Source organism: Methanohalobium sp., from assembly GCF_046546175.1.
Taxonomy (GTDB): domain Archaea; phylum Halobacteriota; class Methanosarcinia; order Methanosarcinales; family Methanosarcinaceae; genus Methanohalobium.
Genome location: NZ_JBKGYF010000050.1, coordinates 1 through 12,404, shown reverse-complemented (window position 1 = coordinate 12,404; position 12,404 = coordinate 1). Strand labels below are relative to the sequence as shown.

The following is a 12,404-nucleotide window of genomic DNA, read 5'->3' as shown; positions in this document are numbered from 1 at the left end:
CAGGGCGACTAGAACAGGAAATCATGATTTTTCATCCCATGATATCGGAGTAATATGTGGAGATGCTGTATACAGTATACTTGGCTCTGCAGGTAAAAACCCATCAGTTGACCTGACAAATCCTGACAGAGAAATTTTTGTTGAAATGCGGCAAAAATACGCCTATATCCATACCAGCATCGTTAAAGGAGTAGGTGGACTGCCGCTTGGATCCCAGGGTAAAATGGTAGCCCTTATATCTGGAGGGATCGATTCTCCTGTTGCTGCATGGAGAATGATGAAACGTGGCGTGACGATTATTCCGGTCTATTTCAACAATGAACCTCATAATACAAAAATGCGTAAACGTGCAATGGATTGTATAAAAGTCCTGCAAAAATGGGCTGCTGGTCACTCATTCAAGGTGTATGAAGTGCCTCATCATAAAGATTTGTTAACATTCACCGATTATTGCACAACCAAAAAAACCTGCTTGCTGTGTCGCAGGTCGATGTATATTGAGGCTCATGAGATTATGAAAAAAGAGGGTGCAAAAGGAATCATAACAGGTGCAGCTCTTGGGCAGGTGGCGTCACAAACAGTTGCAAATATGTATGCAGAAATGTATGGTCTTGCAATTCCTCTGTACCATCCTTTGATATCTTTTGATAAAGAAGAGGTCATTGATATAGCCAGAAATATAGGTACTTTTGAGATTTCTACAAGATCTGTAGGAGAATGTTTTGCACTACCTGACCGCCCGGAAGTCAGGGCTGATTACAATTCTCTTATTTCAGAAGAAGAAAAAATTGATATCAATGCTTTGGTTAAAGAAGCGATTAAAAATGCAAAGATTGTAGAACTTTAATTTATTATTTTCAATAGCGTTATGGTTATTTTTTACGGGTAAGATTTTTTATATAAATACAGTAATTCTAATTGTATGATAGAATTTACAAAATTACATGGTAATGGTAACGATTTTATTGTAATCGATGAATTCGAAAATAAAATCATACCTGAAAATGAAAAAGCTGATTTTGCAGTTAAATATTGCAGGCGTAAATTCGGTATCGGTGCTGATGGTGTCCTCTATATTTCCGGTTCGGACAGAGCTGATATGAAGATGAGATTGATGCAGCCGGATGCGTCAGAGGCTGAGATGTGTGGCAACGGTATACGATGCCTTGTAAAATACGCCTATGACAGCGGTTATATAGGTCTTGGTGAAGCTACTGTGGAAACTATCGCAGATACATATCATGTTCAAACCCGTGAAGATGAAAATGGTTTTTGGGTCAAAGTGAACATGGGCAAACCACTGGTAAAACGCTCTGATATCCCAGCAAAGGGGAACCCTGAAGATGATTTTATCAATATCAATTTGTATGGTTACCCGGTTTCGGTAGTAAACACCGGTGTACCACATGCAGTTATATTTGTAGATGATCTGGATTTGGATATACTGGATATATCACCCAAAATACGGTTTGACCAGATGTTCCCAATCGGAGCCAATGTGAACTTTGTAAAGGTTGACTCTGAAGATCAAATAACTATCAGGACATATGAGCGTGGTGTAGAGGATGAAACATTGAGCTGTGGAACCGGTTCTGTTGCATCGGCATACATTTCTAACTTGCTGAAAAAAGTAAACAATCCGCTATCGGTTCATACGAAAGGAGGAGTGCTTAACATCGAGCTTGAAGACAACGGTTTTCTGTACATGGAAGGTCCTGCAAAAACAATTTATAAAGGAGTAATCTTTAAATAAAAATTTAACATTATTATAATTACTTAGAACATTTTATATGGTTTCACTATAACTTTATAAGTTGGTTAATTATGAGCGAGCTTCCATGGGATAAGAAAAAAAATAAGAATCATAATGATGATGACAATCAGATATATGAGGATGGAAGTCCACCCGAACCTCCATCATTCGACGAGGTGCCTGATTTATCAACTCTGGCATCAAAAAATACCGAAAATAATAGCTCTACTAACAGTTCAGATGAAACATCAACATCTAAACAGGCGCCTGATGTTATTCTTAATGCATTTAATAATGAACACATGGAAGAAGTTGATGAGTTAGAACCTGTTGAATCCGATGTACAGGATGATTCTGTTCCTGAAAAAAACGAATCACCATCTTTTGATGATGTTCCCGACCTGACGAACATCATATCCGGAAATACCGAAAACAGTACAGATAATACGTCTGATGAATCAAAAGAGAATAAAATTCCTTCTTTTGAACAAACACCTGATATTCTCAAAAATGCATTCAATAACGAACCCATGGAAGAAATTGAGATTTCAGAGCAGGCTTATTCTGATGAAAATGAATATTCTGCTGAATCTGAAACTACAAAGCCCCCACCTTTTGATGAATTACCCGATTTAAATAATATTGTATCAGGTAGCACTGAAAATAGAGATAATTCAGTTCCAGATGTTGATGAATCATCTGATGAGATGTTTGGTACTGATAATAAACCATTGGACGAACAACGTCTACATCCTGACCTCTCATTTGATAAAGGTTCAACATCCTCTGATGAAAATAAATACTCCATCAATACAAATATTAATGATTTAGACACAAAAAAACCATCTGAATCTGGACCAGAAGAAATATATACTAAATCCGTTGCAGAGGATGACTTGAACGCTGAATCCGGAACTGGTTCCAACAAGGTATCTAATGTGTCCGATGACCAATCACATGAATCAGGTCCTGAATCCGGTCATGTATCTGATAAATCAGATAAGTTTTCCTCATCTTTTAAAAACAAATTTAAGACCATGACTCAGCGCAGGAATATATTCGACCAGCTGGGTGAAGTGCAATCAGATGATCTGTTGGTAGCAAAACCAACAAACAAATCAGTAGATGAAGAAAAATCCATTGATTCATTCAGAGATAAAATCCAAAATATATCCTATGACAAAAGCTTGACAGACAGTATAGGGCAGTTACGCAAAAAGTTTGACAATTTCCAAATTCAAAACACTCAAAATACAAAAGGTTCTGCAGAATATAGTGATTTTTCTGCAGAAACTCCATTATCTTCGCAGGGCCAGGATTTTGAATATGGGACAGTTCTTGCTGACGATTATGAACATCCACCATCAGATGAATCGGAAAATACTGTATCATTTGAAGGTTTGGGCAATAAATCTGAAAGCGAAAATTTACAGGAAGAATCAAAAGTTGAAGCAACCAATAAACAACCAGAGCAACAACCATCATTTGAACCTGTAACCGATACCACAAAAAATTCTACGTACACCGATAAATTTAATGACTTAATAGCATCTTTTAAAAATAAATTTAAAACTATCAGAAAAAAGACTTTTAGTTCAAATAAACAAGTCAATGAGTCATACAAAAGCGGCTCTGGTCATGATGATATAACACATCCTCCTTTATTTGAACCCAGAATACCGGAAGAAATGGAGGACACAGGAGAAGAGCCGGAGGATACTGATAAATACTCATCATATAACAAATTTGATGCACCCGATGAAAAATCCAGATTCTCAAATTTAGCAAAAATAAAACCTAAATTTGTGAAAATATTGAAACCTTTTGAAGTTCTTATTAAAGGTCCATCCAATCGCAAAAGTCTGAAAGATCAGATGGAACAAGTGAGAGAAGAAATAGATGAAGAAGAGAAAGAAGAAGCTACATCAGAATTTGTTCCTCCGTTTGAACAGGAAATAGATGAAGGCGAAAAAGGAAAAATATCAAAAATTGGTAAAATATCCGGTTTTTTCGAAAGTATTACTCAACGGGGTGGATTGAAAAAACGAATGAAACATTTCCGTGATGAAATTACAGGTTCTAAAGAAGATCTAGAATTCGACACATCTACAGTTGGTTTTGATAGTCAAGGACAATTTACCGAACAACCGGCAGGATTGAGTTTTGAACAGGTTGACAAACTGGTCAATAAAAAACTCTATGAACACCAAAAACAGGTTAAAGATGTATTTGATAAAAAAATTGATAAGGTTTACAGTAAGGAGTATATGGATTATATTGCATCCAGAGTTTCCACCAATCAGGCTGGTAACCTTCAGGAACTCCAGAGCAAGGTTGATGGATCTACGAACAGAGTAGAAAAAGTCACTGATGACCTGCAAAACCTTTCTAATAATGTGGACGAGCTGGAGGAAAGTCTCAGGGAAATGCAGAGGCGAACTGAAGATTTTGAATCAAAAATTGATAACACCTATTATTCTACAAGTGAAAGGATAGATAACATCGAATCCCAGCTCAAAAACCTGCAGGATACACTTGGTATTAGTTCTGATAGTAATGAAAAAGTAAGTTCAATAGAAATCCGTATCGATGAAATTGAAGGAGCTCTTGACAGTGCCCAGTCTGATAATCAGGATGTCAAAGCAGAGTTGTCAAATATACAGCAGAGTATTTCTGATATGTACAACTCCTATAAAGACCTTTTATCGCATCTTAATGAGGTTAATGATGATTATGAATCCAAATTTTCCGACCTATATGATAAAGTCTCCAAAATAGATACAATTGATTCAAAGATTTCAGAAATCGAAAAAAGCACAAAATATAGGGATAAATCCCTTTCAAAATTTGAAGATGAAATATATGTTATTAAAAATGCAGTTAAGAGAAATCACAAGGAAAATCAATCACTTGCAAATTCTTTTGAAGATTTAAAACAATCATCTGTTGTAAATACCGACAATACAAGGCCCAAAACTGATACTCACGGTAAGAATGTGCAACTGGAACATATTCCCAAAAATTCGTTTAGTATGAGAATCTGTATGGAATGGCTCAAATACCTGATGAATCAGGTAGGCGGCAATAATCTTGATGAGGTGTTAACCTATTACAGAGACTTGGGCTGGATTAGTGAAAATATACGGCGGGAATTGCTCAGATATTCTGAAGGCATTAACCAAACCAGTGAAAAATCAGATTGGAAACTTACAAAAAAAGACCATATAAAATCTATCTGGTTTATCCAGAAACTTGCGGGATCCAATTTTGATTTTGATTCACTCCAAAATATTGAAAAAGATGTTGATCAGATAAAGGAAAATACATAAGTATAAATCCAAAAATGATAAAATTTGGTTCCATGAAAAGAAAAAACGAATTTGATGATGATAGAGCACAGTTAACTCTTGATTATCTAATAGCTATAATTTTTTTCATATTTGCGGTGTTTTTTGTGTTTCAGTATTCTCCAGGTCTTTTCACACCGATGCAATCCAATTCTAATGAAGTGACGTTGATAGCAGACAGGACAACAACGATGCTTGTTGAAAATACACTGAGTGATAATAATGAATCTACAACAAATTTTGTAGATAAAAATAAAATTGACGATTTTTTCAATAACAGTAGTGAATATCATGATAAACTCGGATTGAATGGTTCGTATTTTAATTACAATCTCAATGTTACTCTGAAAAACAATACATCTATAATGCGTTCTACTGGTGACCCTTTACCATCCCATGGTAATATAGGTCAAACTAAGCGGGTTGTGATTTTCAGGGGAGATGACAACAACTTAAATTCCCGGATGTTATCGGTCAGGATATGGTAAATATGGGTATTGTTAAATTACTATCCAGTTTTACAAATGATGAAACAGGTCAGATGCATACACTCGAAGCCGTTATGGCTGCAATTATCATGGTGACAGTAGTCGTTTTTGCAGTACAGGCAACATCACTAACTCCACTTACCTCATCTACAGCCAATACACATATAGAAACACAACTAAAAACCCAGGGTTATGACATCATAAATTCACTTGACCATTCAGAATATGAACAGGACTCCCGGCTTAAAAATGACCTGTTGAACTGGGACGGTGATGTATATATATGGAACGGAAGCTCATACATATCTAAATCTAATCAAAGTAAAGAATTGAATAGTTCAACAGCTAAAACCCTAGAAATCATAGCAGTAAAACGAGGAATTGCTCACAACGTACATTTCACCTACATTAAAGAAAATGGTGAGAGGTACAGTTCACCTTATATATACAATGGTGAACCTTCTGACAATGCTGTAATAATATCCAGAAAAATAGTCCTATCAAATCCTGACATATCAAACACTTCTACATTTTCATCTGCTACCGGAATAAACAATCTGAATAATTCAACTGATTTATATAATATTGTTGATATACAACTTACTTTATGGCGTATTTGAAGTGAGGATACAATGTTTAATAATGATGATTCTGCTCAAATGATACTAATAACCGGTTTTGCGATTGGAGTAGGCATTGTGTTTTTGACAGTTATGTTAAACAATGTAATCTACTCAAGCAACATGGCATCAGAATCAAGTATTGATACATATCGTTTTGACCTGTCAAACGCCATAGATATGAGTTCAGATGCAGCTTGTGACGCCTATATAAATGCTACAGATAACCAATCATTTAATCCAGCCGTTTTCAACCAATACATGTCTGGTTATACTCAAAATATATCTAACCTATATGCATATTCAGGACTGTCTATATCCATTAAAAACAGTAGCGTTGAAGAGGCTTATTTAACAGATAACGGGATTAAATCTGGAAATCCCAACTGGACTGTCGTTGATAATATCAACACAACAGATGAGTTTTTACTGGACCTATCCAATACCAGTGTACTGGGGAATAAAAATAATCCTTTCAAAATTTCAGCTATAAACCAGACAGACACCAAAATCTGGTCTGTTGGATTGTATAATGAAAGTGGAAAAGTTAATGTTACTGTTAAAAACCAGACTGGTGTAATATCGTCTAATACAAGTGATATTTATCATATGGATATAACAAATAATACAATCGATGGAAATTCATTTTCGTTTCATTTTGAGGATTGTACAAATGATGATGAATATAAATTAAAAATTGTCAATGGAACCTATTTGATAGGACAGATGAAAATTTCTGGGAATCTAATTAATGAACAGAAATTCATGATTAAAAGATACAAAGTCACCAGGTTAAATATTAATTTATCATCAAGTTCAAAACAGGTCAGTGCCATTGTACCGGTTACTCTACCATAGGTGAAATTATGATTAAAAAATTGCAGGAAGATGATAATGCAGTATCAGTATCTGTTGGTTCGATATTAATCTTCTCAATATCTGTAATAGCGTTTATAATGCTTATGAATTCGTTTTTTTCCATGATGGACCAGACTGAAAGAACAGTTACCCGTGAAGAGTTTGAAACCTATGGAAATGACCTTGCATTCCAGCTAACAAGTGTTGACACAGCCATCACTAAAACAAAATTTTCTGGCGGCAATATCGAGTATTTAAAATACGAATTCACTATCCCTGACAAAGTTGCAGGTGAATATTATTCTGTCAATTTTTCCAATGAATCGAATGAGATAACTTTTAAGTCCCAGAATCAGGTTATGGTCAAGATACCCTATACGATAAAGAGTGCTGATTTGGAATCTAATACTATACACAGTTCTTCCACCAACCACTACTTCTTGTATAACTCATCCAAAAACCTTATAGAGGTGCATTGAATAATATATTAATAAGATTTAAAATTTGTAACCATGTCATTAAAAACGTTTAGATTATCAGACCATGCAGTTTCTGAGGTTGTTGATTTTGTAATTCTGCTTGGTGTAATGTTGCTGGCGGTAACTGTAATCGGTGTAGCTGGTTTTCCGCTTATTGACCATATGCAGGAAGTAGAACACACAGAAAATATCAGGCAGAGTTATTCTGTACTCGCTACAAATATTAATAAAATCGTTTTTGATAACGCACCTTCTCAATCGGTTGAACTAAAGATGAGTGGTGGCTCACTTTCCATTATCGGGAACAGTTTGATAAATATAACAGCAAAGAAATGGAATTCTACTACTGATAGTTATGAATACCGGACGTTTGAAAGGCAAATGCGAATGATTGAGAATGAGTATGAAGGAACTTCAATATGTTATGAAAATACCGGTACATGGGCAAAGTATCCTTTAGGGAAATCAATAGCAATTACACAGCCACGTTTTTCATTCAACGGTGAGGTTTTAGTAGTACCTATAACGTTGGTTTCAGGTTCATCCAGCCGGTCAGGACAGGGTATTGTTCGGGTGGTATCTGATGGTGGGGGTTCCAATGTATATAGTTATCAAAATGTTTCAGAAATTGATATCAAAGTTACAAGCCAGTATTATCAGGGCTGGGGAACGTATTTTGATAATGCATTGGGAATGGATGTAACTGTATATGATGCTAATAATACTATAAATGCACATAAAAATTATACAGATAATATAGATGTACATATCATCTATTCACCAATAAGTGCTACAATTGAATGACCTGGATGTGTAACAATATGAGTTTGAAATTTGTAAAATCCAATGATGCTGTATCCTCGGTAATAGGTATTGTGCTGATACTGGGGATCACCATGATTTCTATAAGTGCAATGATGGTTTACAGTTATCCTACCATAAATGAATTGGAAGATAACGCTAAAGCACTGCGTGTGGAACAGGGTTTAACGGTACTGGATTCAAGGACAAGCAAGGTAGCACTTGGAGAATCACCTACACAGACAACTGATATATCTATCATGGGTGGAACCATTAGTGTAGATGGTAATACAGAGGATTACAATGAGAGCAAGATGGTTGTTATAAGTACTGATATAGATGCGGACTGGTATAATGATTTTAAAAAAGTACGTCACCAATGGGGAAGCTGGGATAATTTCACTAATGAAAGCGGTTTTATAAAATCCAACTGTTCTCTTGGTTCAATTGAGTATACAAAAAATAACCGGAAAATAGCTTATGAAGGGGGAGGAGTATGGTCGAAATATCCTGAAGGCAATGCTATAATGGTTTCACCTCCTGAATTCCATTATAATGGTGAAACTCTTACTCTTCCTTTGATGAAAATAAATGGTGAATCTTCTGTCAGTGGCAGTGGTAAGGTCAGTTTATCGGTAAGTTCTGATAACATGCCGATGGTACTGTATCCAAACACCACGAGTGATAATAATAGAACTAATCCTCTAAAATCCGATAAAATCTTTGTATACATAAAAAGTAAATATTACAAAGCATGGGCTGATTATGCCGAATCACAGACATACAGCAGTGCAACAGTAGATGATGAAAACAATACCGCTGTAATTGAACTTGAAACTATACCTTCACAGGGCACATCAACATTAACTGATAAATTTAAAGTAGGTGCTCTTAATACATCTAAAGATGAGCCTATGAATAATTTTTCATTTTATCTCCATGCAGGAGGTGCACAAAGCAGTCAGGGTCTAAGCAACCTTAACCATAATATAACTGCAACTTCAGGAAATAAAACACTAACCTACAAATTAAAGAAAGATGGTAACTGGAAGGATCCAATAGATCTGGAAATTATTTATACAGATACTACACCAGATGACACAATAGAAGAACGTTGGTCTAGTAAAGATGGATTTAATACAACAGGTCAAAAGAAGAACGAATCATCCTATGTAGACCTTGTGTCTAACGATTTAATGATGGAATATCAAGAAAATACCTATTTTACATGGGAAAACGACCCTGACGACCCTCTCTCACTAGATAATGTGACACAACATTATATGAAATTTATAACAGAAGACGGTTCAGTGATATTTGATATAATACCTAAACCTACGTCAGGTAACTCTAATGCAGACCCAATAAATTATGATGTATCTACCATTACTTTAGGATATGATAGCATACCAGGATCTATCACCTACCTTCATGTAACAAAAAATGAACTGAAGGCGGATGTTTATTAAATCATCCACCAACAAATTCAGTTTCAGGATATATATCATGTATTTCATGTTCTTTTATGAGATTGTTTGCCGCCATCGTGTATAAAATGGTTGTATAGGGTAGTGATAAAATAAATCCGAACGGTATCGCTCCTCCTGCAAAGCTTATGAATACACCAATAACAAACAGTACCAGTGTATCCGCTGGGTTTTCCCGGCTGTAATTGATACTTTCTCTGATGGCATCGATACCGCCATAACCCTTTATAACAAGAAGCGGCAGTGCATAGATTAACAAAATTGACAGGATAATACCAGGGATTACAAAAGCTATATATCCAACGAATAGAAGTACTCCTGCAATTATTGCAAAAATCCAGCTTCTAACAAAATGGTGAAATCCTTCGAATATATCATTGATTTCTACTTTCTCACCTTTTATACCTTTAAATGTCATGTAGGTAAGACCATAGAACAATGGTGCGATGGCTACAATTAATATTGAACCGATAACAGCCACTATTGAACCGATTATAAGTGCAACAATATTATCTCTGAATACATATCACGTATTTTTTAAAAGTCCTTCAACATCCATAAAACATCTTATAGTTATGAAGATATATAAATTCAATTATGAAGTTCAATTTCCTGTATTATCTTTTACCTATACTTTTAACAATTACTTTGTAATTGCTTTTATCAATTTCATCCTGTTTTTTGAGTTCACCTTCAATTTCTGCTTTTAATTCCTGGTTATCTTTGTGTGTATTGTTTAAGACTAGCCCAATCATTCTGGAATAATATTTTGAGTAATTTACTATCTGTCTGCAAAGCTGCTCTTCAATCTTGATTCCACCCTGATAGAATTTCATCTCTCTCCCGACAAGGTTTTCGATGACAAAATCCACCCTGTATTTGCTGTTTTTTGGTACTGCTTCATATCTGATGTTGTAACCGTGTCTCTCGGTCAAAACCGCAAGTTTACCTTCAAGGTTTTGCTGATAATCCTTTTCAGTTTTGTGTTTGCCGTATCTAAAAGATGTCTCACTTTCCAGAAAATCGGATATATTGTAAAAGATTCTATCAGTTCTCAACCTGGAAATTTTGTTTTTTATAACTACCAAAAGAAGTAGAACAGCGATTAAACCGAGGATATAAATTACGATACTTGTAAATGTTTCTTGGGTTTTAATGAATTCAAATGTTTTAATAAAAGTAACGGCTTTTAGCATGGTTTAATATTATCTGTTTGGTTAATAGTTTTGTAAAATGCTGATGCTATTTGTTTATTTATTGTTACAACAGCAAGAACCATTACAGACATTACTTATAAAATTTGTCCTATCAAAAAACTGGTTAATATATCTGCAGTACACCCAGATAATATATTTTCGTCTGTTCAGTTACTAGGATTTCTAACTTTAGTATCCACCAGTACAAGTTCTTTTTATCTTCAATCATTAATAAACGACATTTTCCAGCAGGTTCAAAATATCCCCCACCACCGCCCCAATCGTCTTCATCCGGTCAATCAATTTGGTTATTCTGTCTTTATCATTTGTTATCCAGTAATCTCCATCTTCATGTTCATAATGAAATATGTAAAATGTTTATCCTGTATCTATTTCAGACCCTTCCATAGTGACTGAATTGTTTACTTCGTATCTGTTACCATTTGGGTCGAAGAGATATATCCGTGTCCATTCTATACCGCCGTGTTCACCTTCTTCATAATCCTTTGACTGACAACATATCTCCTTCAACTTTATATAATACTATTACAGGAACTGTAAGTTCTTCTGTGTTCTCATCAATACCCATATTAATCGAGGTCTTAAAAGCAGTTTGAGGGGTTTTGCAAATAATTGGTGTCAGTAATAAAAAAAGCCCAAGGGAGGCTGTCCCGTTTTTGAGTGACAAAAGGAAAATTTGTTCATGTAAATATATTTCTAACAGCGATTAATAAACCATTGGTGAAAAAATACTCTTTAGTTAATAAATAAATAGGAGATTCATCCCCTATTTAAGGGAGATTAAAAAATTAACCTAAACGCATTATTAGATTTAATACTGGTAGATATTAAACCTTTCGTGGAAAGGAAGAGAAGGGATATAAAAACCATAGCATTTTCCATACTTCCGTATCATCAAGGATTGAGTCTGAGGAATACCTTAGAACAATTATCGTATATGTCTAAACTGATGAGTTACAGAGGAATACATTACTGGATTCAGAAATTCGCTTGGTGCGTACAGTCGTATGATGGTGATTTACCAGACACCATAGTAGTGGACGAGACCAAAGTACAGCTTGTCAGAGAATATTGGTTCCTATACACGGCTATATAACCCTGATTCACTTTATGAACTGAAAATTTACAAATATGTTAATAGCTTATCATAATTACATTAGAAATAATCAATCTCTTAATTCATATACTCTTTATCAATGGAAATTAGCCATTAACTGGACATGAACATTACCGGTATAGATGTTAAATAATTTTATCAATTGGATATAGCCAACTAGACAATAAACATCAATTTTTCACCGGCTTTTTTCAACGCTGATCCAGAACATAGACCCTTCACCATCGGGGTTATCCT

The 12,404-nt window shown here is 35.0% G+C and carries 13 protein-coding genes; 10 read left to right on the top strand and 3 right to left on the bottom strand.

Annotated features, from left to right (window positions below):
- The 9 genes from ACLFMM_RS06495 to ACLFMM_RS06455 all read left to right on the top strand — a co-directional run.
- A partial coding sequence (locus ACLFMM_RS06495) for a tRNA sulfurtransferase (RefSeq protein ID WP_410807908.1) occupies nt 1-847 on the top strand: 847 nt, incomplete at its 5' end.
- 75 nt (nt 848-922) lie between these two features.
- Entirely contained in the window at nt 923-1,753 is an 831-nt protein-coding gene (dapF, locus tag ACLFMM_RS06490) for a diaminopimelate epimerase (RefSeq protein WP_410807907.1), read from the top strand.
- A gap of 71 nt (nt 1,754-1,824) precedes the next feature.
- A complete protein-coding gene (locus ACLFMM_RS06485) occupies nt 1,825-5,082 on the top strand; it encodes a FlaD/FlaE family flagellar protein (protein WP_410807906.1) in 3,258 nt (1,085 codons plus the stop codon).
- A gap of 32 nt (nt 5,083-5,114) precedes the next feature.
- Nucleotides 5,115-5,588 (top strand): hypothetical protein, encoded by a 474-nt coding sequence (locus tag ACLFMM_RS06480; protein ID WP_410807905.1) that lies wholly within the window; start codon nt 5,115-5,117, stop codon nt 5,586-5,588.
- Nucleotides 5,589-5,590: 2 nt separating this feature from the next.
- Complete coding sequence (locus ACLFMM_RS06475) at nt 5,591-6,208, top strand: hypothetical protein (protein ID WP_410807904.1); 618 nt, start codon at nt 5,591-5,593, stop codon at nt 6,206-6,208.
- 12 nt (nt 6,209-6,220) lie between these two features.
- Nucleotides 6,221-7,066, top strand: coding sequence for a hypothetical protein (locus tag ACLFMM_RS06470; protein ID WP_410807903.1), 846 nt, complete (start codon nt 6,221-6,223; stop codon nt 7,064-7,066).
- 8 nt (nt 7,067-7,074) lie between these two features.
- Complete coding sequence (locus ACLFMM_RS06465) at nt 7,075-7,545, top strand: hypothetical protein (protein WP_410807902.1); 471 nt, start codon at nt 7,075-7,077, stop codon at nt 7,543-7,545.
- Nucleotides 7,546-7,578: 33 nt separating this feature from the next.
- Nucleotides 7,579-8,349: a hypothetical protein gene (locus ACLFMM_RS06460; RefSeq protein ID WP_410807901.1), complete on the top strand. Its 771-nt coding sequence runs from the start codon at nt 7,579-7,581 to the stop codon at nt 8,347-8,349.
- 17 nt (nt 8,350-8,366) lie between these two features.
- Nucleotides 8,367-9,815: a type IV pilin N-terminal domain-containing protein gene (locus ACLFMM_RS06455; protein ID WP_410807900.1), complete on the top strand. Its 1,449-nt coding sequence runs from the start codon at nt 8,367-8,369 to the stop codon at nt 9,813-9,815.
- Nucleotide 9,816: 1 nt separating this feature from the next.
- Here ACLFMM_RS06455 and ACLFMM_RS06450 read toward each other — a convergent pair whose 3' ends face one another.
- From ACLFMM_RS06450 to ACLFMM_RS06440, 3 genes are all read right to left on the bottom strand, one after another.
- The gene (locus tag ACLFMM_RS06450) at nt 9,817-10,314 is read right to left on the bottom strand and encodes a glycerophosphodiester phosphodiesterase (RefSeq protein ID WP_410807899.1); all 498 of its coding nucleotides are present in this window, start codon (nt 10,312-10,314) and stop codon (nt 9,817-9,819) included.
- 136 nt (nt 10,315-10,450) lie between these two features.
- The gene (locus ACLFMM_RS06445) at nt 10,451-10,921 is read right to left on the bottom strand and encodes a GxxExxY protein (protein ID WP_410807898.1); all 471 of its coding nucleotides are present in this window, start codon (nt 10,919-10,921) and stop codon (nt 10,451-10,453) included.
- Between the two features lie 486 nt (nt 10,922-11,407).
- Nucleotides 11,408-11,560: a hypothetical protein gene (locus ACLFMM_RS06440; protein ID WP_410807897.1), complete on the bottom strand. Its 153-nt coding sequence runs from the start codon at nt 11,558-11,560 to the stop codon at nt 11,408-11,410.
- 439 nt (nt 11,561-11,999) lie between these two features.
- On the opposite strand from ACLFMM_RS06440, the gene ACLFMM_RS06435 reads away from it, so the two are divergent.
- Nucleotides 12,000-12,146, top strand: coding sequence for a hypothetical protein (locus ACLFMM_RS06435; protein ID WP_410807896.1), 147 nt, complete (start codon nt 12,000-12,002; stop codon nt 12,144-12,146).
- Nucleotides 12,147-12,404 lie beyond the last annotated feature (258 nt).